This is a genomic window from Streptomyces sp. NPDC003023, assembly GCF_042888225.1.
In the GTDB taxonomy this organism is placed as follows: domain Bacteria; phylum Actinomycetota; class Actinomycetes; order Streptomycetales; family Streptomycetaceae; genus Streptomyces.
This window is the reverse complement of record NZ_JBIAPL010000004.1, coordinates 576460-599605: the sequence shown is the minus strand read 5'-3', so window position 1 is coordinate 599605 and position 23146 is coordinate 576460. Positions and strand designations below refer to the sequence as shown.

The window sequence follows — 23146 nt, the reverse complement described above, 5'->3', positions numbered from 1 at the left end:
GTATGAAGCGTCTCGTCCTGCGTACCGGCGTCCGCTGGAAGATCAGCATCGCCATCGCGGCGGTCGGTGCGCTGATCGCCATGGCGCTCAGCCTGGTCGTGCACAACGCGGCCCGGGTCTCCATGCTCGACAACGCCCGCGATGTGCAGATGGACCGGGTGCTGCTCGCCCAGCGCTGGTACGAGACGTCCAAGAACAAGGATCCGCGCTTCAACAGCAAGATCAACGATCCGGCGCTCCCCGCTGAGCTCCAGCGGTTGATGCGCGAGAACCGGCGGGGCTCGTACGTCGACGAGGGTCACGATGGGACGCCGGAGATCTGGGCCGCGGTACCCCTCGCGGACGGCGACGTGCTCTCGCTGCACACCGAGTTCGCCGGGCGCAGCGCCGCCGTCATGCAGGCCCTGGACCGGGCCCTGATCATCGGCTCCCTGTCCGTCGTCCTCGCCGGCTCGGCGCTCGGTGTGCTGATCGGCGGCCAGCTCTCGCGCCGTCTGCGCAAGGCCGCCGCGGCGGCGGGGAACGTCGCGCAGGGAATCCACGACGTGCGGGTGCGGGACGCCATCGGCGGAGTGGTGCGCGACGAGACCGACGACCTGGCCCGCGCCGTCGACGCGCTGACGGACGCGCTGAACGAGCGCATCGAGGCCGAGCGGAGGGTCACCGCGGACATCGCGCACGAGCTGCGCACCCCTGTCACCGGACTGCTCACGGCGGCCGAGCTGCTGCCCCCCGGCCGTCCCACCGAGCTGGTGCGGGACCGGGCTCAGGCCATGCGGACGCTGGTCGAGGACGTGCTGGAGGTGGCGAGGCTGGACAGCGCTTCCGAGCGGGCCGAGCTGCAGGAGATCGAGCTGGGCGAGTTCGTCGGCCGCCGGGTCGCCGTTTTCCATCCCGACGCGGAGGTCCGGATCGTGCACAGTTCCTGGGTCAACACCGACCCGAGGCGGCTGGAGCGCATCCTGGGCAATCTCCTCACCAACGCCGCGAAATACGGCCGGGGCCCGATCGAGGTCACCGTGGAGGGCCGGGTGATGCGGGTAAGGGACCACGGGCCCGGTTTTCCGGAGGCGCTGCTTCGGGAGGGGCCGAGCCGGTTCCGTACGGGTGCGAGCGACCGGGCAGGCACGGGGCACGGTCTGGGGCTGACGATCGCGGCGGGGCAGGCCAGGGTGCTCGGCGCCCGGCTGACCTTCCGCAACGCGGCGCCCGAGGGCGCGACGCCGGTCGGGGACTCCGGCGGGGCGATCGCGGTGCTCTGGCTGCCGGAGCACGCGCCGACGAACACCGGGAGCTTCCCGGTGCTGCCGCAGAAGGAGCGGGACCGTGGGGCCGGCGGCCGGAAGCGGTCGCGGACCAAAGGCTGAGGCCCCGCCCGGGAGGGGCGGGGCCATCAGGCCTGGTGGTGCGGCTCAGGCGTGCGTCACAGGTTGACGCCGGCGGAGCGCAGGAACGACATCGGGTTGAGCGCCGAGCCGTAGTTGGCGGTCGTGCGGATCTCGAAGTGCAGGTGCGGGCCGGACGAGTTGCCGGTGTTGCCGGACTTGGCGATGTTCTGACCAGTCTTGACCTTCGAGCCCACGGAGACGTTGATCTTCGACAGGTGGGCGTACTGGGAGTACTTGCCGTTGCTGTGCTTGATCACGACGGCGTTGCCGTACGCGGGGCCGTCGCCGCCGCCGTTCGGGCCCGCCTTGACGACGGTGCCGGCACCGGCGGCCTTGACCTGGGTGCCGATCGGCACGGCGAAGTCCTGGCCGGAGTGCTTGGCGGACCACATGGCGCCACCCTGCGCGAAGCTCGCGGTCAGCGTGTACTTGCTGACGGGCTTGACCCACGCGGGGGCCTTCTTGGCGGCCTTCGCCTTCGCCGGCTTCTTGGCGGCCTTCGCCTTGGCGGCGCTCGCCTGGGCGTCGGCCTGGGCGGCAACGGCGGAGGCGGCGTCGACGACGGCCGGCTTGCCCGCCTTACCCGCATCGGCGGAGGCGACACCCGCACCGGCTCCGACGACCATCGCGGCGCTCAGTCCGGCGGCCACGACGGCACCACGGGTACGGAGCACGGACGAGGACGGGCGGAGCTGGATCATGGTGCGCTTCGACATACGGGAGAACCTCCAGGCATGAATGGACCCGGCACGCTCACCGGGCTGGCTCCACATTGGTAACCCGAGCCCCCAAGTCGCCTCAAACCCCCCATCTACGACATGACGTCGTAGGAACAGCTCCGGAAATACGGCCCTTGACTCCCTCCCCAGCCCCTCCCGGCCGCTTGAAAATGGAACCACTTATGCCCCGGTCGAGACGGTTTAAGCCCACTTCCGGCCCATGGGGCTGCGGGAACGGCGCTCCCCCTTCCCGCCCGGAGGCCCGGGAGGCCGAAGGTCCCGGGCCCATCACCTCCACCCCGTGGGTCAAAACGGATATACGGGTCACTAAGCCGCGTAGTAGGCTCGGAACGGCCTGTGCGCCTTGTCACTGCGGGGTCCCCGCGAGACCCCCGGAATCGTGAGCCAGGCCACCTGAAACGGCACTCGTGAAGGCGGGTGGATTCGCGTGGAAAAGGGCCGATCCGGTGACCGGGGCCACATGAACCGGCGGAAATCAGCGCCCGGAAGACCCGCCGCGCGTCCTTCCCGAGGACCCCGCCTTCCGGGATCCTCCCGTCATGAGCAGACCCCTGGTTCGTGTACGTCGCCGCGCGCCGCACCGCGCATGGATCTGGCCCCTGGCCGTCGGCCTCGCCTGCACACTCACCTGGAGCTCGCCGGCCGGGGCCGGCCCCTCCGACACCGGTCTCAAGGGCGCGCTGGACAAGGTCCTCGCCGACCCGCGAATGGACGGCGGGGCGGTGAGCGTCGTCATCGCGGACGCCACCACCGGCGAGCGCCTCTATCAGCGCGACGGCGACGACCGTCTGATGCCCGCCTCCAACACGAAGCTCGCCACCTCGGCCGCCGCCATGGCCGTCCTGGGCCCCGAGCACCGCTACAGCACCGACGTGCTGGCCACCGGCCACCGCCGGGGCCCGACCCTCTTCGGCGACCTGTACCTGCGCGGCAGCGGTGACCCGACGCTGCTCGCCGCTGACTACGGGCGGCTCGCCGCCGACATCGCCGCGTCAGGCGTCGAAAGCGTCACCGGGCGTCTCGTCGCCGACGACACCCGCTTCGACGACCAGCGCCTCGGACGTTCCTGGGCCGCAGACGACGAGTCCGCCTACTACTCCGCACAGATCTCCGCGCTCACTCTCGCCCCGGACACCGACTACGACGCCGGCACGGTCGTCGTCGAGGTCACACCCGGCAAGCGGCCGGGCGACCGCCCGGCGGTGAGGCTGACCCCTCCGACCGACTACGTACGTGTGGAGATCGGCGCCACCACGGTCGAGAAGGGCAGGCCGGACACCCTGGCCGTCTCGCGGGAGCACGGCACCAACACGATCACGGTCGACGGCGCCGTCCCCGTCGGCGCGGCCACTTCCAAAGAGTGGATCGCGGTCTGGGAACCGACCGGCTACGCGGCCGCCGTGTTCGCGGACGCGCTGGCCGAACACGGCGTACGGGTCCACGGCAGCACCCGCCTCGGCCGTCCGACCCCACCCGGGGCGCGGCTGCTCGCCTCCCACCGCTCCATGCCGCTCAAGGAGCTGATGCACCCCTTCATGAAGCTCTCCAACAACATGCACGCGGAGGCGCTGACCAAGACCATGGGCCACCACACGTCCGGCCGGGGCACATGGGAGGCCGGCCTCGCGGCGATCGGCGCCCAGCTGGCCGAGGAGGACGTCTCCACGTCCACGCTCCGGCAGGCGGACGGCTCCGGCCTGTCCCGGATGAACCTGTTCCCGGCGGAAGAACTGGCGACCCTGCTGCTGTCGGTCCGGGACGCCCCCTGGTTCGCGGACTGGTACGCGTCCCTCCCGGTGGCCTGCGCTCCCGACCGGGAGGTCGGCGGCACCCTGCGGTCCCGCATGTGCGGCACCCCCGCCGCGCTCAATGCCGTCGGCAAGACCGGCTCCCTCACAGGCGCGTCCGCACTGTCGGGCTACGTCACCGACGCGGGCGGCCGCGAGCTCGTCTACAGCGTGGTCCTCAACAATTACCTCGCCTCCTCGGTGAAGAGCATCGAGGACGCGGTCGTCGTCACGCTGGCCTCCTCCGACACGGCGGCCGAGGGCGACGCCATCGCCCGGGTGTCCCCCGGGACCCGGACCGCGGAACCCGAGGCCGGCCTCGAATGCTCCTGGCGGAAACCGGCGTCCTGCTGACCCGCGTGGGCGGCTGAGCGCCGCATCGGCGAAAAAAGGGGCCGGGCCCCGGACCCAATGGGGTCCGGGGCCCGGCCACCGTCACATCACGCGGGCCGCGAGGGCGTCACGCGTCCTTCGAGAGGTTCGGACCGGTGCCACCGGCCGCCTGCTCGATCGGCGGGACGTCCGGCAGAGCCGACTTCTCCTCGCCGCGGAAGGTGAACTTCTTCTCCTCACCCTCGCCCTCGCTGTCCACGACCACGATGTGACCGGGGCGCAGCTCGCCGAAGAGGATCTTCTCCGACAGGATGTCCTCGATCTCGCGCTGGATCGTCCGGCGCAGCGGCCGGGCGCCCAGGACGGGGTCGTAGCCCTTCTTGGCGAGGAGCGACTTGGCCGTGGCGCTGAGCTCGATGCCCATGTCGCGGTCCTTCAGACGCTCGTCCACCTTGGCGATCATGAGGTCGACGATCTGGATGATGTCTTCCTCGGTCAGCTGGTGGAAGACGACCGTGTCGTCGACGCGGTTGAGGAACTCGGGCCGGAAGTGCTGCTTCAGCTCTTCGTTGACCTTGACCTTCATCCGCTCGTAGTTCGACTTGACGTCGCCCTGTGCGGCGAAGCCCAGGTTGAAGCCCTTGGAGATGTCCCGCGTCCCGAGGTTGGTCGTCATGATGATGACCGTGTTCTTGAAGTCCACGACGCGGCCCTGGGAGTCGGTCAGACGACCGTCCTCCAGGATCTGCAGAAGGGAATTGAAGATATCGGGGTGGGCCTTCTCCACCTCGTCGAAGAGAACGACGGAGAACGGCTTCCGGCGCACCTTCTCGGTGAGCTGGCCGCCCTCTTCGTAGCCCACGTATCCGGGGGGCGAACCGAAGAGACGGGAAACCGTGTGCTTCTCGCTGAACTCCGACATGTCGAGGGAGATCAGCGCGTCCTCGTCGCCGAAGAGGAATTCGGCGAGCGTCTTGGAGAGCTCGGTCTTACCGACACCGGACGGGCCGGCGAAGATGAACGAGCCACCGGGGCGCTTCGGGTCCTTCAGACCGGCTCGCGTACGGCGGATGGCCTGCGAAAGGGCCTTGATGGCGTCCTTCTGGCCGATGACGCGCTTGTGGAGCTCGTCCTCCATGCGCAGCAGACGCGAGGACTCCTCCTCGGTCAGCTTGAAGACCGGGATGCCGGTGGCGGTCGCGAGGACCTCGGCGATCAGCTCGCCGTCGACCTCCGCGACGACGTCCATGTCGCCGGCCTTCCACTCCTTCTCCCGCTTGGCCTTCGCCGCCAGCAGCTGCTTCTCCTTGTCGCGGAGCGAGGCTGCCTTCTCGAAGTCCTGGGAGTCGATCGCGGACTCCTTGTCACGACGGACACCGGCGATCTTCTCGTCGAACTCGCGCAGGTCCGGCGGCGCGGTCATCCGGCGGATACGCATCCGGGAGCCGGCCTCGTCGATCAGGTCGATCGCCTTGTCCGGCAGGAAGCGGTCCGAGATGTACCGGTCGGCCAGCGTGGCGGCCTGGACCAGCGCCTCGTCCGTGATGGAGACCCGGTGGTGCGCCTCGTAACGGTCGCGGAGGCCCTTGAGGATCTCGATGGTGTGCGGCAGCGACGGCTCCGCGACCTGGATGGGCTGGAAGCGGCGCTCGAGCGCGGCGTCCTTCTCCAGGTGCTTGCGGTACTCGTCCAGCGTGGTGGCGCCGATGGTCTGCAGCTCGCCTCGCGCCAGCATCGGCTTGAGGATGCTCGCGGCGTCGATCGCGCCCTCGGCGGCGCCCGCACCCACCAGGGTGTGGAGCTCGTCGATGAACAGGATGATGTCGCCGCGGGTGCGGATCTCCTTGAGGACCTTCTTCAGGCGCTCCTCGAAGTCACCGCGGTAGCGGGAGCCGGCGACCAGCGCGCCCAGGTCGAGGGTGTAGAGGTGCTTGTCCTTGAGGGTCTCGGGCACCTCGCCCTTGACGATGGCCTGCGCCAGGCCCTCGACGACCGCCGTCTTTCCGACGCCGGGCTCGCCGATGAGGACCGGGTTGTTCTTGGTACGGCGGGACAGCACCTGCATGACCCGCTCGATCTCCTTCTCGCGCCCGATGACCGGGTCGAGCTTGGACTCACGAGCGGCCTGGGTGAGGTTCCGGCCGAACTGGTCGAGGACGAGGGAGGTCGAGGGAGTGCCCTCGGCCGGGCCGCCTGCCGTGGCGGCTTCCTTGCCCTGGTACCCGGAGAGCAGCTGGATGACCTGCTGCCGCACCCGGTTGAGATCGGCGCCCAGCTTCACGAGGACCTGGGCGGCGACGCCCTCGCCCTCGCGGATCAGGCCGAGCAGGATGTGCTCGGTGCCGATGTAGTTGTGGCCCAGCTGAAGAGCCTCGCGGAGCGAAAGCTCCAGGACCTTCTTGGCACGGGGCGTGAAGGGGATGTGGCCGGACGGGGCCTGCTGGCCCTGACCGATGATCTCCTCCACCTGCTGGCGGACCGCCTCGAGCGAAATCCCGAGGCTCTCCAGGGCCTTAGCGGCGACACCCTCACCCTCGTGGATAAGGCCCAGGAGGATGTGCTCGGTGCCGATGTAGTTGTGGTTGAGCATCCGGGCTTCTTCCTGAGCCAGGACGACAACCCGCCGCGCGCGGTCGGTGAACCTCTCGAACATCGTTAATCGCTCCTCAGAGCGGTCAGGCAGTAAGGGGTCGGTCCCCTCCCTGTCCTTCCGCAGCTTAGTCCCGCAAGCGGGGACCGCTCATTCCAACTGCCGACACCCGTCTGTGGCCTCCTGACCCCTGAACGCCGACAACTGCTCCAACCCGATGGTGCGAGACGATGTTCCCGCAGGCCAGGCAGTTACCCCCACCATCACTACGCCGATGGCGAACGTGAGACTGCCCTGCGAGCGTGTCGCCCCTCCCCACTAGGAATGTCTTACCCGCCGTCACTGACACTCCATGCGGCACGCACCCCGTCCCTCAGCTACGGGCGAACAACCTTGCGCCGTTCCACGCGCTTCGGCGTCCCCGTTTCCGCGACGAACCGCAACGGATGTCACACCCTCCGTAACTTCCGGGACGGGTTCCAAGTTCCCGGGACATGCCATTGACGGTCCCGCCACCCCGCACTCCCTTCGACGGCAGTGCCGCGCGGTGGTACCGCCGCGAGCTCGGCTGGGCGGCGACGGACGGCAGCCCCGTCCGCCTGGCGACCGGGCTGCGGTTCGACGTCCTCGATCTGCCCGTGGACGCCGGAGCCGCCGTGCTGCGCCGGGTGGCCCGCACCGGCCCCGTCGCCCTCATGGGGCGGAGAATGCGGCTGCTGGTGGCCGCGGGAAGCGCAGAGGAGCTGCCGGGGCTGCTCGACTGGCTGGAATGGCGCGGAGTGGATCTCGATCTGACCGCCCTCGGCGCGGGCGGAGCGATCACCGCTCCGCCGCCGCCCGGGCGTCCTGGCGCTCAGGGAGCCGCCGTGTGGCTGCGCCCCCCGGTACCGGGGCGCGAGGAACCGCTTCCGGCTCTCACCGGACTCGGGGGCAGTGGAGGTGCCCCCGATCTCGTACGGCTGGTGGACACGGCGGCGACAGAGTGCCACCGCGTCCGGCTGCTGCGTACGGCACGCACGAATGCGCGTCGGACCACCGATCAGCCGTTGGCCTTTTCATAGGCCTCACGAACCGTCGCGGGAACTCGGCCGCGGTCGTTGACTTCAAAGCCGTTCGCCTTCGCCCAGGCGCGGATCTCGGCGGTGTCCTTGTTGCCGCCGGCCGCCGCGCGACCCTTGCCGCGACCGGTCGCGGCGCGGCCACCGGTGCGCCGGCCACTCTTCGCGTACGGCTCGAGCAGACTCCGGAGCTTGTCCGCATTGGCGGTGGTGAGGTCGATCTCGTAGGTCTTGCCGTCCAGAGCGAACGTCACCGTCTCGTCCGCCTCGCCACCGTCGAGGTCATCGACAAGAAGGACCTGAACCTTCTGTGCCACCGGATTTCCTTTCATCGAAAATGCAGTACGCGGAAAGGAAACCGCTTTTCTCTGGAAAACACAAACCCTTGACAGAGGTTCACAACCGCGAGAACGCGGGAAACGTGCGCGATTCGGACATAGGGATCCGGGCATCCGGCACCGATCACAGGTGCAGAAGCATCCGGCTGTTGCCCAAGGTGTTCGGCTTCACTCGTTCGAGCCCGAGGAACTCGGCGACACCCTCGTCATAGGAACGCAGGAGCTCGGCGTACACATCGGTGTCCACCGGCGTCTGAGTCTCACCGATCTCGACGAAGCCGTGCTTACCGAAGAAGTCCACTTCGAAGGTGAGGCAGAAAACCTTGCGCACTCCCAGCCTGCCCGCCGTTGCCACCAGCTTCTCGAGAACCCGGTGGCCGATGCCGTGACCCTTGAAGGCGGGGTCGACGGCGAGAGTACGAACTTCGGCGAGGTCCTCCCACATCACATGGAGAGCGCCGCAACCGACAACGAGTCCGTCCTCGTCGCGTTCGGCGACCCAGAACTCCTGGATCGCTTCGTAAAGGGTGACCGTCGCTTTGTCGAGCAGGATGCCTTCACCGACGTAGGGATCCACGAGTCGGCGCACGTCACGCACATCACCGGTCCTCGCCCTCCGGACGGTGAAGGCATTTGCTGCGGCATAAGACATGACCCGACGCTATCGCCCCGGCGGTCGGGGGTCCTCGGCGGGCTCGGTCCCCTGAACGAGACGTACAGCGGCTTGCAGCGCCTCGCGCTGCTCGGCCGACATCATGCCGAAGAAGGCGACAAGAGCCGCCGCGGGGTTGTCACTCTTGGACCAGGCTTCGTTCATCAGTGCGGCCGAGTAGGCGGCGCGGGTGGAGACCGCCGTATATCGATAGGCCCGGCCCTCGACTTCCCTGCGGACCCAGCCCTTCTGATGAAGATTGTCCATTACCGTCATGACGGTGGTGTAGGCGATGGACCGTTCCTGCTGCAGGTCCTCGAGCACTTCCCTGACCGTCACCGGCCGGTTCCATTGCCAGATCCGTGTCATGACGGCGTCTTCGAGCTCTCCCAATTGGCGGGGCACATTGCCACCATAGTGGGAGATCTGTGATCAACCGACTATTGACGTAACAAAAAGGACGCACGGCGGAGATTCCGCCGTACGTCCACCGCCGTCCCCGGGACGGCTCTCAGTTGTCGCGTCCGGCCTGCGGGCCGGAATCCGCACGGGCCAGGGCGGCGTCCACGACCGCGTCCTCCTTGGCCTTGTTCGGGCCACCCTGACTCTTGACGATCGTCACGACCAGGCCGATGAAGAAGGCGGCCATCACCACGGGGGGCACGAGCGCGGAAACGTAGTCCATGCCGTCCAGGGTAACCAAGGACTGTCCCGCAATCCCCGCTGGGCGCACGACGACAGCCACGGCACCTCGCCGCGTTGTCGAAACGCCCGGGTACATCCAGCACGAGGTCGACCCTCCGCCTCGCGATGCACCGCATCTGACGCCGCGCGCCGATCCACGGCGGATTACGGGACAGCCCTCAGCCGACGGCCCACTGCTCCGGCGGCGGCACGGGCTTCCGGCGTGGCGGAAACACCTCGGAGGGCTTGGGCACGGGCCGGTCGTCCGGCGCGGGCGGCTTGGGCTGCGGCCGCGGTTCCGGCTGAGGCTGCGGCTTGGGCTTGGGCGCGTCGGCGGCGCGGCCACCGGGGAGCGCCGTGAGGCGTACGCGGCGGGGCGCCTCGGCGGGCGCCGGGACGGTGACCACGCGGCCGGCGATCCGGCCGCGCACCGTCTGCTCGGTCAGCGCCCGGCAGCGACGCAGGACGGCCGCGGCGGCCGGGTTGCCACGCAGACCCCGCAGGGCGGCCAGATCGTCCGGACGGGGTTCGTAGCCGGCCGCCAGGGCGTCCTGGAGGCGTTCCAGATAGCCGGTGGCCGTGCCGGGCAGGGCGTCGCGGTAGCGGGCGAGGTCGGAGAGGAGGAACGCGTGCAGCCGGCCTGCCTCGCGGACGGCCTCGTCCACGGAGTCGGCCAGGCGCAGACACTCCTGGACGTCGTCGTCGGCCAGGGGGACGGGGTGAAGGGCGACGGCGAGGGCGCGTCGGAGCACACGCAGCTCGTCCGCACCGAACGCCATGCCGCCACGGGATCCGTATGGCGTGGGCATGTCCCGACGCTACGTCCTAATTGCCCAAAATCCGCTTAACGCTCCACCCGTGGGCGCGGCGCGGCACGACGCGGCCCGAGTCCCGGACCGGACCGCGCCGAGGCAGTGCACAGAAGGCGCCGCGCCCCGGGGCGCGGCCGGGCCCGTCCGGCCGGGAGGGCGGAGCGTCACGGACACGCGCCGGGACCCGACCGAGCGGTGTCACATGCGGGAGACGTTGCGCTCGTACACCAGCCGCAGCCCGATCAGCGTCAGCCACGGCTCGTGCTCGTCGATCACCGCCGCCTCGCCCAGGACCATCGGCGCGAGGCCGCCCGTCGCGATCACCGTCACGTCCTCCGGGTCCTCTGCCAGCTCGCGCTTCATACGCTGGACGACGCCGTCCACCTGACCCGCGAAGCCGTAGACGATGCCGGACTGCATCGCCTCCACGGTGTTCTTGCCGATCACGCTCCGCGGGCGGGCGAGCTCGATCTTGCGCAGTTGCGCCCCCTTGACGCCGAGCGCGTCGACGGAGATCTCGATGCCGGGCGCGATCACGCCGCCCGCGTACTCCCCCCGCGCGCTGACCGCGTCGAACGTCGTGGCCGTACCGAAGTCGACGACGATCGCCGGGCCCCCGTACAGGTCGACCGCGGCGACCGCGTTGATGATGCGGTCCGCGCCGACCTCCTTGGGGTTGTCCATCAGGATCGGCACACCGGTCTTGATGCCGGGCTCGACGAGGACGGCGGGGACGTCGCCGTAGTAGCGGCGGGTCACCTCCCGGAGCTCGTGCAGCACGGAGGGGACCGTGGAGCAGATCGCGATGCCCTCGATGCCGTCGCCGAGTTCGTCACCGAGCAGCGGATGCATGCCCATCAGGCCCTGCAGCAGCACGGCGAGCTCGTCGGCGGTGCGGCGCGAGTCGGTGGAGATGCGCCAGTGCTCGACGATCTCCTCGCCGTCGAAGAGTCCGAGGACGGTGTGGGTGTTGCCGACGTCGATGGTGAGCAGCATCAGCGCTCGACCTCGCGGAGGTCGAGGCCGATGTCGAGGATCGGGGAGGAGTGGGTCAGCCCGCCCACCGCGAGGTAGTCGACGCCCGTCTGCGCGTACGCGCGGGCGTTGTCGAGCACGAGGCGGCCGGAGGACTCCAGCATCGCGCGGCCGGCGACGAGCGCCACGGCCTCCGCGGTCCGGGCAGGGGTGAAGTTGTCGAGCAGGATCAGGTCGGCGCCCGCGTCCAGCACTTCGCGGACCTGGTCGAGGGTGTCGACCTCCACCTCGATCGGAAGGTCGGGGAAGCGGTCCCGGACGGCCTTGAAGGCTTCGGCGACGCCACCCGCGGCGATCACGTGGTTGTCCTTGACGAGCGCTGCGTCGGACAGCGACATGCGGTGGTTCACGCCCCCGCCGCAGCGGACCGCGTACTTCTCCAGGGCGCGCAGGCCGGGCGTGGTCTTGCGGGTGTCGCGGACCTTCGCCTTGGTGCCCTCGAGGACGTCGGCCCAGGCGCGGGTGGCCGTCGCGATGCCGGAGAGCCGGCAGAGGATGTTGAGGGCGCTGCGTTCGCCGGTCAGCAGGTCGCGCGTGCCCGCGGTGACGGAGAGCAGTTTCTGGCCGGCCTCGACCCGGTCGCCGTCCTCGACGTGCCGCTCCACCTCGAACTCGTTCGTGCACACGATCGACAGGATCGCCTCCGCGACCCGCAGCCCGGCGACCGTCCCGGCCTCACGGGCGGTGAAGTCGCCGGTGGCGACGGCGTCCTGGGGGACGGTCGCCACACTGGTCACGTCGACGCCGCCGTCGAGGTCCTCCTCGATGGCCAGGTGCGCGATGTCCTCGACCTGGACCGGGTCGAGACCGGCCTCGGCAAGGAGCGTGGCGAGGGCGGGGTCGAGCCCGCACTCGTACGCCTCTTCGGCGCAGCCGCAGTCGTCCCCGCAGCTGTCGCCGGCCGGGGCGCCGATCTGGATCAGCGGTACGTCCACGGGGCTCGGACGTTCATCGGGCGTGCTCACGGTTACGGCTCCCTGGGGGCGTCGGGGACGGACAAGGTATCGGTGGGCGGGAAGGCCGTCGAGCCGGTGCGGCCGACGACGAGCCGGCGGTCCGGCTCGATCCGTACGACGAGATGGCGGCGCCACTCGGTGTCGTCGCGCTCCGGGCGGTCCTCGCGCCAGTGGCAGCCGCGGGTCTCCTCGCGCTCGAGCGCGGCAGCGGTCAGCACACGGGCGACACAGAGCAGGTTCGAGGTCTCCCACGACTCGACGCCGGGCTCGGCGGTCTTGCCGGACCCCTCCCGGTCCTGCACGGCGTTCGCGTACACCGCTTCGAGAGCGGCAGCGGCGGATGCCAGCGACTCGGCGGAGCGCAGAACGCCGGCGCCGTGCGACATGGTCCGCTGGATTCCCGCGCGCTCCTCGGGGGCGATGAGCGGCAGCAGGGACGGCTGCCGGGGCGCTACCGCGGCGACCACGGGCCAGGGCCGCCGGTCGGCGATGTCGGCGGCAATGCGCTCCGCGAAGACGAGTCCTTCGAGCAGTGAGTTGGACGCCAGCCGGTTGGCGCCGTGGACGCCTGTGCAGGCGACCTCGCCGCACGCGTACAGGCCGGGGACGGTGGTGCGGCCGTGCAGGTCGGTGCGGACGCCGCCGGAGGCGTAGTGGGCGGCGGGCGCGACGGGGATCGGTTCCGTCACCGGGTCGAAGCCGTGGGCCCGGCAGGCGGCCAGGATCGTGGGGAAGCGGTGCTCCCACATCTCGGCGCCGAAGTGCCGTGCGTCCAGGAACATGTGGGCGGCGCCCTGTTCCCGCATGCGGCGCATGATGCCCTTGGCGACGATGTCGCGGGGGGCGAGCTCGGCCAGTTCGTGCTGCCCGACCATGAAGCGGACGCCGTCGCCGTCGACGAGATGGGCGCCCTCGCCGCGTACCGCCTCGGAGACCAGCGGCTGCTGGCCCTCGCTGTCCGCCCCCAGGAAGAGCACCGTGGGGTGGAACTGCACGAACTCGATGTCGGAGACCTCCGCGCCGGCGCGGAGCGCCAGAGCGACGCCGTCACCGGTGGAGACCGCCGGGTTGGTGGTCGCGGAGAAGACCTGCCCCATGCCGCCGGTGGCGAGCACAACCGTGGGCGCGTGGACCGCCCCGACACCGTCGTGCTGGCCCTCGCCCATGACGTGCAGGGTGATGCCCGCCGTGCGGCCGTCCGCGTCGGTGAGCAGGTCGAGGACCAGGGCGTTCTCGATGGCGCGCAGTCCCTGGTCACGGACCGCGTCCACGAGGGCGCGGGAGATCTCCGCGCCGGTCGCGTCGCCGCCGGCGTGCGCGATGCGACGCCGGTGGTGGCCGCCCTCGCGGGTCAGCTCGATCTCGCCGGAGGCGGGGTCGGTGTCGAAGTGCGCGCCGGTCGCGATGAGCCGGCGCACGGCGTCGGGGCCCTCCGTGACCAGGGCCCGCACCGCGGTCTCGTCGCACATGCCCGCGCCCGCGACCAGGGTGTCGTCGAGGTGCTGCTCGGGGGTGTCGCCCTCGCCGAGCGCCGCGGCGATGCCGCCCTGCGCCCAGCGGGTGGAGCCGTCGTCGAGGCGGGCCTTGGTGACGACGACCGTGTCCAGGCCGGCCGCGGCGCAGCGCAGCGCCGCCGTCAGGCCGGCGACGCCCGAGCCGACCACGACGACGTCCGCCGCGATGGCCCAGCCCGGTGCGGGGGCGGTCAGCCGTATTCCGGTCACGAGGCGGCTCCGTCGGTCAGGGCGGTCCCGGAGGACGCGGTGGACGCGGTGGACACGGTGGACGCGGTCCCGAAATCCAGGGGGATGTTGTCGATGAGGCGGGTCGAGCCGACCTTCGCGGCGACGGCGAGGACCGCCGCGCCTGTGTGGTCGTCGGCGACCTCCTCGAAGGTGGCCGGGTCGACGAGGGCCACATAGTCCAGGGCCAGTGGCGGTTCGGACTTGGCGGCGTCGTCCAGCACCGCCCGTGCGGCGGCGCGGACGGCGTCGGCGCCGACGGGCGGCCATGCCTGGGCGACCGCGTGCGCGTCGGCGGCGGCACGGGCCTCGCCGAGCTTGGAGAGCGCGGCGGCACGACTCGGGGCGGCGGGCACGGCCTCCGCGCGGGCGTGGAGTGCCTGCTGTGCCGCGAGGCGGTCACCGGCCGCGAACAGGGCATGGGACAGCGCCAGTGCGGTGCGCCGCTCGGGCACGGAGAGGTAGCGGTTGCGGCTGGAGAGCGCGAGGCCGTCCTCTTCGCGGACGGTGGGCACGCCCACGATCTCGACCGGGAAGTTCAGGTCGTGGACCATCCGGCGGATCAGGGCGAGCTGCTGGGCGTCCTTCTGCCCGAACAGCGCCACGTCGGGGCCGGTGAGGTGCAGCAGCTTGGCGACGACGGTGAGCATGCCGTCGAAGTGGCCGGGGCGCGTCCTGCCTTCGAGCCGCTCGCCCATGGGGCCCGCAGTGATGCGGACCTCTACCCGGCCGGCCGGGTAGACCTCGTCGACGGACGGCGCGAACACGACGTCCGCGCCCGCCTCCTGTGCCGTACCGAGGTCGGCGTCGAGCGTGCGGGGGTAGCGGTCGAGGTCCTCGCCGACGCCGAACTGCAGCGGGTTGACGAAGACGGTGACGATCACGAAGCCGTTGTCGCCCACCCGCTCGCGGGCGGCCCGGACCAGCGCGGCGTGCCCCTGGTGCAGTGCTCCCATGGTCATGACGACGGCGGTGCGGCCGGGCACGGCGCGCTGCGCCACGACCTGGGCCAGGCCCTCACGCGTCGGTACGAGTTCGAAGTGGCGGCTCATCGCAGGTCCCCCTCGGCCAGTACGCCGAGCAGATCCTCCGCGAGCTCCGGCTTGAGCAGACCGTGCGCGAGGGCGCGGTCTGCGGTCGTACGCGCCATCGCCAGGTAGCCGGCGACAGCGGCGGGGGCGTGCTTGCGGAGCTCGGAGACGTGCGCGGCCACGGTGCCCGCGTCGCCGCGGGCGACCGGCCCGGTCAGGGCGGCGTCACCGGAACGCAGGGCGTTGTCCAGCGCCGCGCCGAGCAGGGGGCCGAGCATCCGGTCGGGGGCGGCGACACCGGCGGTTCGCAGCAGCTCCATGGACTGGGCGACCAGGGTGACGAGGTGGTTGGCGCCGAGGGCGAGGGCCGCGTGGTAGAGCGGGCGGTTGCCCTCCTCGATCCACTCGGGCTCTCCGCCCATCTCGATGACCAGGGCCTCCGCGGCCAGCCGCAGCTCCTCGGGCGCGGTCACGCCGAACGAGCAGCCGGCCAGCCGCTGCACGTCGACCGCCGTGCCGGTGAAGGTCATGGCGGGGTGCAGGGCGAGCGGCAGCGCCCCGGCGCGCATGGCGGGCTCGAGGACCTTGGTGCCGTACCTGCCGGAGGTGTGCACCAGCAGTTGTCCCGGCCGTACGGAGCCGGTGTCCACGAGGCCTTCGACGAGGCCGGGCAGGGCATCGTCCGGGACGGTCAGCAGGACGAGCTCGGCGCGCGCGAGCACGTCCGCGGGCGGGACCAGCGGGACGTCGGGCAGCAGGGCGGCGGCACGGCGGACGGACGCGTCGGAAACGCCGGACGCGGCGACCGGCCGGTGGCCGGCGAGCTGCAGGGAGGCGGCCAGGGCGGGCCCGACCCGGCCCGCTCCGACGACCCCGACGGTCAGGCGGGCGGGGCGGTCCCGCGGGTCGAGCGGTTCCTGTGGTGCTGTGGCATTCACGCGGCGGTGCCTTCCGTTCCAGTCCGCGGGGGTACCGGACGATTACTCGTCACGATGCTACGCCAGCGTTTCCAGCGCCCCCGCCGTTGTCCACAGGCTGTGGGCGATGATCGGACCGTGACGGACACGAGCGCTGTGAACGAGCAGGACGAGAAGCCGCAGGACGAGAAGCCGCAGGACGAGAACCGGTCGACCGGGATCCGGCAGGAGGAGACCGGAGAGGTGGCGACCGGGCAGGTCGGGACGGGAGGGGCCGAGACCGGGCACGACGGGACCGGCCACGACGGGACCGGGCACGATCTGAGGAAGCGGCGTCTCGCCGCGTGGCGCGCGTCGGACCGTGTTCTGTCCCGCGCCTCCGCCGACCGGCGGCTCGGGGAACGTCTGGCTGCGCTCGCCGGCGCCGCCGGCGAGGTGTACGACCTGGACGACTGGACCGACGTCTACGGCGACGGCGTCGTCGAGGAGCTGGAACGACGTACGGCCACCCTGCTCGGCCTGCCGTCCGCGGTGTTCTTCCCGACCGGGACGATGGCACAGCAGGTGGCCCTGCGCTGCTGGGCGGCCCGCACCGGGAACCCGACGGTGGCGCTGCATCCGCGGTCCCATCCTGAGGTGCACGAACGCTCCGCCCTCTCCGTGGTGAGCGGGCTGCGCACGGTCCATCCGACGACCGGGCCGCGGCTGCCCACGGCCGACGAGGTGCGCGACTGCGACGAGCCCTTCGGCACGCTGATGCTGGAGCTTCCGCTGCGGGAGGCGGGCTTCGTGCTGCCGGCCTGGGAGGAACTCGTGGCGGTCGTCGAGGCGGCCCGGGAACGTGACGCGGTGGTGCACTTCGACGGCGCGCGGCTGTGGGAGTGCGCCCCCCACTTCGGCCGCCCGCTCGACGAGATCGCGTCCCTGGCGGACAGCGTCTACGTCTCGTTCTACAAGTCCCTGGACGGCATGTCGGGCGCGGTGCTCGCCGGTCCCGTCCAGCTGACGGAGGAGGCGCGGGCCTGGCGGCACCGGTACGGGGGCCAGCTGTTCCAGCAGTACCCGGCCGCCCTGTCGGCCATGGTCGGCCTCGAGCGGGAGCTGCCCCGGCTGCCCTCGTACGTGGCCCACGCGAAGGTCGTCGCCGCCGCGCTCACGGACGCGCTCCGCGCCTCGGCCGTCCCCTGGTCCCGCGTCAACCCGGCGGTTCCGCACACGCACCAGTTCCAGGTGTGGCTCCCGTACGGGGCCAACGTGCTGAACGAGGCGGCGCTCACCCAGTCGGAGGACACGGGTGTGACGCTGTTCCGCCGCTGGTTCTCCGAGGACTGCCCGCCGGGCGTCTCCGTCACCGAGGTGACCGTGGCGGCGGAGGGTCTGGAGTGGACCGCGCGGGACGTGGAGGCCGCCGTCTCGGAGTTCGTACGCCGCCTCGACCTCGCCGCCACCGCGGTCGCACCACCCGCGGCCCCGTTCGGACGGCCCTGACCCGGACGGACGTCTCAGCAGGACCGCCGGTCACCGGCGGCGGCGCGGGCGCCCCGTGCGGTCCGGAGCGAGCGGCCCGCGAGCACCGCACGGACGCGGCGATCGGTCCGGGCCTCGCCGAGCACCCGAGTGTCGTGGCCGCCGGGAAGCGGCGGAGGCGTGTCGCCCCTCTGGGCGGCCCGGTACACGTCGATCATGTGCTGCTGCATCGCGTTCATGGCTTCACGCTGCGTCCCCGGGGCCGCTCGCGTCGCGTCGATTGACGGCGGACGTCAAACGTCGTGGTGCGGGCCCCCGCACCACGCACCATGGAGTCGTGAGCGTGACCATCGACATCGCGGGCCTGCCCCCCGAGCGCATCGTCTTCGACATCTCCCCACTCGCCGAGCTGGGCGTGGCCCTCCACGCCCTCCACGAGCCCGGGCACCATCCGGGGCTGCACGCCTGGGCCACGGCGACGGCCGCCGGGCTCAAGCCGGACCTCGCCGACCGGCTGCACGAGGCGGACTTCCTGTGGCGGTCGACGTTCTCGGACATCTTCATGCCGTTCGCCGGACTGCCGCCGCGCCCCGGCCGCATCGGCGCGAGCCTCAAGGAGGAACTGGACCTTCTCGACCGGCTGGACGACGAGCGGTTCGTGTCCTCGGCACTGGAGTTCACCTGCGCCACCTCGTACTCGACGGGCGCGCCCTCCCCTCTCGTCGACCCTGTCAGGCGGGCGCACGCCCTCGACCTCGCGGCCAACCGCGGCCCCAGGCAACTGGACTTCACCCGGCGGCTGATGGCCGACCCCGCCTCCGTACGCGCCTGGCTGCGACGGCTTTTCGAGGACTGCGAGGACGCGTTCTTCGGCGACACCTGGGGACGCGTCTCGACACAGCTCGCCGCCGACGCCCGCCACAAGGGCGAACTGCTGCGCCACAAAGGGCTCGCGGAGGCGCTGCGAGCCGTCTCACCGGCCCTGACGCTCGACGACAACGGCTCCACGATCAGTGCCGACAAACTGGCGGACGGGCGGACGACCGCCACCGACCCCGCCGTCGGCGCCGGACTCACCCTGCTGCCCTCGAGCTTCGGCTGGCCGCATCTGATGGTGCTGCACGCCCCGGGCTGGCAGCCGGTGATCCAGTACCCGATCGGCGCGCCTGAGCTGCCGGGCGCCGCGTCCGTGGAACTGCTGAAGCTGCGTATGGAAGCCCTCGCCCACCCGATGCGGATGCGGGTCTGCCGCAACCTCGGCCGGGCCGCGTACACGACCAGCGAGCTCTCGGACTCCCTCGGCATCACCGCGCCGGAGGTCTCCCGTCATCTCGCCGTGCTGAAGAAGGCGAAGCTGATCTCCACCCGCAGACGCGGCCGTTACGTGCTCCACCAGCTGGACGTGGCCGTCGTCGCGCGGCTCGGGAGCGACTTCCTCGAGACGGTGCTGCGCTGACGGACCGGGCCGGCGGCAACGGCCGGACGGTTCAGCCGGCCCCGCCGCCCGCCCGCACCAGCCCGGTCTCGTAGGCCAGCACGACCACCTGCACACGGTCGCGCAGCCCCAGCTTGGTGAGGATGCGGCCGACGTGGGTCTTCACGGTGGCCTCCGAGAGCACCAGGCGGCCGGCGATCTCGCCGTTGGACAGCCCCTGGGCGACGAGCAGCATCACCTCGCGTTCGCGCTCGGTGAGCTTCTCCAGCTCCTTCTGACGGGGCTCCGGACCCGCGCTGGGCAGCATCGGGGAGAAGCGGTCCAGCAGCCGACGGGTGGTCGACGGTGCCACGACCGCGTCGCCGCTGTGCACGGAGCGGATCGCGGCGAGCAGGTCACCGGGCGGTACGTCCTTGAGCATGAAACCGCTGGCACCGGCCTTCAGACCGGAGAAGGCGTACTCGTCGAGGTCGAACGTGGTCAGGATCAGCACCTTCGGCGCGCCCGGCTCCGCGCAGATGCGCCGCGTCGCCTCCACCCCGTCGAGCCGCGGCATACGGACGTCCATCAGGACCACGTCCACGGCGGTGGCGCGCAGGTTCTCGATCGCCTCCGCACCGTCGCCCGCCTCCGCGACGACCTCCATGTCCGGCTGGGCGGCGAGCACCATGCGGAAGCCGGTGCGCAGCAGCACCTGGTCGTCGACGAGCATCACGCGGATGGACATGTCTGTTCCGTCCCTTGGTCCGAAGTGGTTCTAGTGGGCGGGCTTGAGGGGCAGCAGCGCGCTGATGCGGAAGCCTCCGCCCGGTCGCGGTCCGGCGTCCAGCGTGCCGCCGACCATACCGACGCGTTCACGCATGCCGATGAGTCCGTGGCCGTGGCCGTCGGCGCCGCCGTCCTCGTACAGCTCGTGCGAGGAGCCTCGGCCGTCGTCCTCCACGAGCAGTCCGAGCCCGTCGTCGAAGTAGACGAGACGCACGCTGGCCCCGGCCTCCGGGCCTCCGTGCTTGCGGGTGTTGGTGAGCGCTTCCTGCACGATGCGGTAGGCGGTGAGCTCGACACCGCTGGGCAGCGGCCGGGGTGTCCCCTCGATCTTGAAGTCGACGGTCAGACCGGCGCCGCGCACATGCTCGACCAGGTCCTCGATCTGCTTCACATCGGGCTGCGGGACGTACTCGCCGCTCTCCGGGGCGTCGCCCGTGCGCAGCACGCCGAGCAGCCGGCGCATCTCCGCGAGCGCCTGGCGGCCGGTGCTGGAGATCGTCTCCAGTGCCTGCTTGGCCTGGTCGGGGGCGGCGTCCAGCACATAGGCGGCGCCGTCGGCCTGCACGACCATGACCGACACGTTGTGCGCGACCACGTCGTGGAGTTCGCGGGCGATCCTGGCGCGCTCCGCCGCCACGGCGACCTTGGCCTGCGCCTCGCGCTCCTTCTCCAGCCGGGTGGCGCGCTCCTCGAGCTGGTCGAAGTAGGCGCGCCTGGTGCGTATCGAGTCACCGAGGACCCAGGCCAGGACGAACGGCAGGCTCAGTACCACGGTGAGGAAGATCCGCTCGGAGACCCTGGCCTGCTCCGGCCAGCGGATCTGAGCGAGCGAAGCCGCGCAGCCACCGCCGATCAGCGCCAGTCGGGAGGCCCAGCGCGGCGTGCCCGTCGCGGCGACCGTGTAGATGATGACCAGCATCGCGAAGTCGGCCGGGTTGACGCGGACGTCGAACGCCAGCTGCGCGACGCCCGTCACGGCGGCGACGATCAGCATCTTCTCCGGCATACGGCGGCGCAGCGCGACGACCAGGCTCAGTGCCAGGGCGACGCCCGAGGCGGCGGCCGTGTGCCGTCCGCTTCCCGGCATCTGACTCACCCACACAATGGCGACGCCGAAGAAGGCGACGGCCCAGAAGGTGTCGACGCCCGTCGGGTGTCTGCGGATGAAGTCGTAGAGGCGCTGCACGTAACCCAGAGTAGGGAAGGCGGATAGGTGCATGGGTCAACCGGAGGGGCGATCCGGTGAGCGGAGGCGTACTCCGCAAGGTGGAGACTGGTGCCCGTGACGTATGACACCGAGGGGTGGCGCGGGTGGCGGGCCGCCGCGGGAACCGCGCTCTACGGCCCCGGCGGCTTCTTCCTGCGGCCGGAGGGACCGGCCGGCCACTTCCGTACATCGGTCCACGCGTCGCCGCTGTTCGCGGCCGCGGTCGCCCGGCTGCTGACCGGCACCGCCGAGGCGCACGGGCTGGAGGAGCCGGCCCTGATCGACGTCGGCGCGGGCCGGGGCGAACTGCTGACCGGCGTCCTCGCCGCGCTCCCGCCGGGTTTCCGGGTCCGTGCGTACGGTGTCGAGCGCGCACAGCGGCCCAGGGGTCTGGACCCGCGCATCGAGTGGCTGGCGGACGTGCCGCGGGGGGTGCGAGGGCTGCTGTTCGCCAACGAGTGGCTCGACAACGTCCCGGTGGACGTCGCGGAGGTCGACGCGGACGGGGTGGTCCGCAGAGTGCTGGTGCGGGAGGACGGCGAGGAGCGCCTCGGGGACGAGGTCACCGGACCGGACGCGGACTGGCTCGCCCGCTGGTGGCCGCTGACGGAGCCGGGGACCCGCGCGGAGATCGGCCGGCCCAGGGACGAGGCGTGGACCACCGCGGTGAGCGGCCTGACGGCGGGGCTCGCGGTTGCCGCCGACTACGCGCACACGTCCCGCACCCGCCCGCCGTTCGGCACGCTGACGGGCTTTCGCGAAGGCCGCGAGGTGCGCCCCGTCCCGGACGGAAGCTGCGACATCACCGCCCATGTGGCGCTCGACGCGTGCGCGGCGCCCGGCGCCGAACTGGTCGGTCAGCGGGAGGCCCTGCGGCGGCTGGGCGTCACCGGCGAGCGCCCGCCGCTCACCATGGCGTCGTCGGACCCGGCGGGGTACGTCCGTGCCCTCGCGCGAGCCGGTGAGGCGGCGGAGCTGACCGCGCGGGGCGGGCTCGGGGACTTCACCTGGCTCATGCAGCGGGTGGGACCGCCAGTGAGAGACTGGTTCGCATGACGGAGACGACGGTCGGCATCGGCGGCGCGGCGGAGAGCACCGACATGGTGCTCAACATCGGACCGCAGCATCCCTCCACGCACGGCGTGCTCCGTCTCCGCCTGGTGCTGGACGGCGAGCGCATCCGACAGGCCGAGCCGGTCGTCGGATACATGCACCGGGGCGCGGAGAAGCTCTTCGAGGCGCGCGACTACCGGCAGATCGTGATGCTGGCGAACCGGCACGACTGGCTCTCCGCCTTCTCGAACGAGCTCGGCGTCGTCATGGCCGTCGAGCGGATGCTCGGTATGGAGGTGCCGGAGCGTGCCGTGTGGTGCCGTACGCTCCTCGCCGAGCTGAACCGGGTCCTCAACCACCTGATGTTCCTCGGCTCGTACCCCCTGGAACTGGGCGGCATCACCCCGGTCTTCCACGCGTTCCGTGAACGCGAGGAGCTGCAGGCCGTGATGGAGGAGATCTCCGGCGGCCGGATGCACTACATGTTCAACCGGGTGGGAGGGCTGAAGGAGGACCTGCCCGCCGGCTGGCTCGGCCGTGTGCGGCGTGCCGTCGCCGATGTCCGCTCGCGGATGGACGTGTACGACCGCCTCGTCCTCGGCAACGAGATCTTCCGCGGCCGGACCCGCGGGGTGGGTGTGCTCTCCGCCGACGCCGTCCACGCCTACGGCGTCAGCGGCCCCATCGCCAGGGCCTCCGGCGTCGACTTCGACCTGCGCCGCGACGAGCCCTACCTCGCGTACGCCGAACTGCGGGACGCTCTGAAGGTGGTGACCCGGCAGGAGGGCGACTGCCTGGCCCGGTTCGAGGTGCTGCTGGACCAGACGCACAACGCGCTGGACCTGGCGGACGCCTGCCTCGACCGGATCGCGGAGCTGCCGCCCGGCCCGATCAACCAGCGGCTGCCGAAGGTCCTCAAGGCACCGGAGGGCCACACCTACGCCTGGACCGAGAACCCGCTCGGCATCAACGGCTACTACCTGGTCTCCAAGGGCGAGAAGACCCCGTACCGGCTCAAGCTCCGCTCGGCGTCGTACAACAACATCCAGGCGCTCACGGTGCTGCTGCCCGGGACGCTGGTCGCCGACATGGTCGCGATCCTCGGGTCGCTGTTCTTCGTCGTCGGCGACATCGACAAGTGAGCGGACGCCGG

At 71.3% G+C, this 23146-nt stretch carries 22 protein-coding genes; 7 read left to right on the top strand and 15 right to left on the bottom strand.

What is annotated here, in order from left to right; translation table 11 throughout:
* Positions 1 to 2 precede the first annotated feature (2 nt).
* A complete protein-coding gene (gene cseC, locus ACFYV1_RS17880) occupies positions 3 to 1367 on the top strand; it encodes a two-component system sensor histidine kinase CseC (protein ID WP_389396405.1) in 1365 nt (454 codons plus the stop codon).
* Between the two features lie 56 nt (positions 1368 to 1423).
* Here the strand turns inward: cseC and ACFYV1_RS17875 are convergent, their stop codons facing one another.
* A complete protein-coding gene (locus ACFYV1_RS17875; protein WP_389396404.1) occupies positions 1424 to 2104 on the bottom strand; it encodes a M23 family metallopeptidase in 681 nt (226 codons plus the stop codon).
* Between the two features lie 563 nt (positions 2105 to 2667).
* Between ACFYV1_RS17875 and dacB the strand changes: the two genes are divergently transcribed.
* The gene (dacB, locus tag ACFYV1_RS17870; protein ID WP_389396403.1) at positions 2668 to 4269 is read left to right on the top strand and encodes a D-alanyl-D-alanine carboxypeptidase/D-alanyl-D-alanine-endopeptidase; all 1602 of its coding nucleotides are present in this window, start codon (positions 2668 to 2670) and stop codon (positions 4267 to 4269) included.
* 106 nt (positions 4270 to 4375) lie between these two features.
* Here dacB and ACFYV1_RS17865 read toward each other — a convergent pair whose 3' ends face one another.
* Positions 4376 to 6901, bottom strand: coding sequence for an ATP-dependent Clp protease ATP-binding subunit (locus ACFYV1_RS17865; RefSeq protein WP_389396402.1), 2526 nt, complete (start codon positions 6899 to 6901; stop codon positions 4376 to 4378).
* 431 nt (positions 6902 to 7332) lie between these two features.
* Here ACFYV1_RS17865 and ACFYV1_RS17860 point away from each other — a divergent pair, with 431 nt between their 5' ends.
* Positions 7333 to 7899, top strand: a complete 567-nt coding sequence (locus tag ACFYV1_RS17860) for an SCO3374 family protein (protein WP_389396401.1) — start codon at positions 7333 to 7335, stop codon at positions 7897 to 7899.
* Here ACFYV1_RS17860 and ACFYV1_RS17855 read toward each other — a convergent pair.
* From ACFYV1_RS17855 to ACFYV1_RS17810, 10 genes are all read right to left on the bottom strand, one after another.
* Complete coding sequence (locus ACFYV1_RS17855) at positions 7878 to 8213, bottom strand: Lsr2 family protein (protein ID WP_389396400.1); 336 nt, start codon at positions 8211 to 8213, stop codon at positions 7878 to 7880. The genes ACFYV1_RS17860 and ACFYV1_RS17855 overlap by 22 nt on opposite strands.
* Positions 8214 to 8358: 145 nt before the next feature.
* The gene (locus ACFYV1_RS17850) at positions 8359 to 8886 is read right to left on the bottom strand and encodes an amino-acid N-acetyltransferase (protein WP_389396399.1); all 528 of its coding nucleotides are present in this window, start codon (positions 8884 to 8886) and stop codon (positions 8359 to 8361) included.
* A gap of 9 nt (positions 8887 to 8895) precedes the next feature.
* On the bottom strand, positions 8896 to 9291 hold the full coding sequence (locus ACFYV1_RS17845; RefSeq protein WP_389396398.1) for a BlaI/MecI/CopY family transcriptional regulator: 396 nt from the start codon (positions 9289 to 9291) through the stop codon (positions 8896 to 8898).
* Between the two features lie 106 nt (positions 9292 to 9397).
* Complete coding sequence (locus ACFYV1_RS17840; RefSeq protein WP_389396397.1) at positions 9398 to 9571, bottom strand: hypothetical protein; 174 nt, start codon at positions 9569 to 9571, stop codon at positions 9398 to 9400.
* 178 nt (positions 9572 to 9749) lie between these two features.
* On the bottom strand, positions 9750 to 10349 hold the full coding sequence (locus ACFYV1_RS17835; RefSeq protein WP_389396458.1) for a hypothetical protein: 600 nt from the start codon (positions 10347 to 10349) through the stop codon (positions 9750 to 9752).
* A gap of 231 nt (positions 10350 to 10580) precedes the next feature.
* Complete coding sequence (locus ACFYV1_RS17830; protein ID WP_389396396.1) at positions 10581 to 11378, bottom strand: type III pantothenate kinase; 798 nt, start codon at positions 11376 to 11378, stop codon at positions 10581 to 10583.
* Positions 11378 to 12382, bottom strand: coding sequence for a carboxylating nicotinate-nucleotide diphosphorylase (gene nadC, locus ACFYV1_RS17825; protein ID WP_389396395.1), 1005 nt, complete (start codon positions 12380 to 12382; stop codon positions 11378 to 11380). Before nadC ends, ACFYV1_RS17830 begins: the two co-directional genes overlap by 1 nt.
* A 2-nt stretch (positions 12383 to 12384) precedes the next feature.
* Complete coding sequence (locus ACFYV1_RS17820; RefSeq protein WP_389396394.1) at positions 12385 to 14097, bottom strand: L-aspartate oxidase; 1713 nt, start codon at positions 14095 to 14097, stop codon at positions 12385 to 12387.
* Entirely contained in the window at positions 14094 to 15167 is a 1074-nt protein-coding gene (panC, locus tag ACFYV1_RS17815; RefSeq protein WP_389396393.1) for a pantoate--beta-alanine ligase, read from the bottom strand. Before panC ends, ACFYV1_RS17820 begins: the two co-directional genes overlap by 4 nt.
* The gene (locus ACFYV1_RS17810; RefSeq protein WP_389396392.1) at positions 15164 to 16084 is read right to left on the bottom strand and encodes a Rossmann-like and DUF2520 domain-containing protein; all 921 of its coding nucleotides are present in this window, start codon (positions 16082 to 16084) and stop codon (positions 15164 to 15166) included. Before ACFYV1_RS17810 ends, panC begins: the two co-directional genes overlap by 4 nt.
* Before the next feature lie 300 nt (positions 16085 to 16384).
* On the opposite strand from ACFYV1_RS17810, the gene ACFYV1_RS17805 reads away from it, so the two are divergent.
* Positions 16385 to 17551 (top strand): threonine aldolase family protein, encoded by a 1167-nt coding sequence (locus ACFYV1_RS17805; RefSeq protein WP_389396457.1) that lies wholly within the window; start codon positions 16385 to 16387, stop codon positions 17549 to 17551.
* Between the two features lie 14 nt (positions 17552 to 17565).
* Here ACFYV1_RS17805 and ACFYV1_RS17800 read toward each other — a convergent pair whose 3' ends face one another.
* Positions 17566 to 17769 (bottom strand): hypothetical protein, encoded by a 204-nt coding sequence (locus tag ACFYV1_RS17800; protein WP_389396391.1) that lies wholly within the window; start codon positions 17767 to 17769, stop codon positions 17566 to 17568.
* 104 nt (positions 17770 to 17873) lie between these two features.
* On the opposite strand from ACFYV1_RS17800, the gene ACFYV1_RS17795 reads away from it, so the two are divergent.
* Positions 17874 to 18986: a DUF5937 family protein gene (locus tag ACFYV1_RS17795; protein ID WP_389396456.1), complete on the top strand. Its 1113-nt coding sequence runs from the start codon at positions 17874 to 17876 to the stop codon at positions 18984 to 18986.
* Between the two features lie 31 nt (positions 18987 to 19017).
* Here ACFYV1_RS17795 and ACFYV1_RS17790 read toward each other — a convergent pair whose 3' ends face one another.
* Positions 19018 to 19692, bottom strand: a complete 675-nt coding sequence (locus ACFYV1_RS17790; protein WP_389396390.1) for a response regulator — start codon at positions 19690 to 19692, stop codon at positions 19018 to 19020.
* Between the two features lie 30 nt (positions 19693 to 19722).
* Positions 19723 to 20919 carry a sensor histidine kinase gene (locus tag ACFYV1_RS17785; protein WP_389396389.1) on the bottom strand — a complete coding sequence of 399 codons (1197 nt, stop codon included), beginning with the start codon at positions 20917 to 20919 and terminating at the stop codon, positions 19723 to 19725.
* Positions 20920 to 21015: 96 nt separating this feature from the next.
* Between ACFYV1_RS17785 and ACFYV1_RS17780 the strand changes: the two genes are divergently transcribed.
* Together ACFYV1_RS17780 and ACFYV1_RS17775 are read left to right on the top strand one after the other, a co-directional pair.
* Positions 21016 to 21996, top strand: a complete 981-nt coding sequence (locus ACFYV1_RS17780) for an SAM-dependent methyltransferase (RefSeq protein ID WP_389396455.1) — start codon at positions 21016 to 21018, stop codon at positions 21994 to 21996.
* Entirely contained in the window at positions 21993 to 23135 is a 1143-nt protein-coding gene (locus ACFYV1_RS17775) for an NADH-quinone oxidoreductase subunit D (RefSeq protein WP_389396388.1), read from the top strand. Before ACFYV1_RS17780 ends, ACFYV1_RS17775 begins: the two co-directional genes overlap by 4 nt.
* The last annotated feature ends 11 nt before the right edge of the window (positions 23136 to 23146 follow it).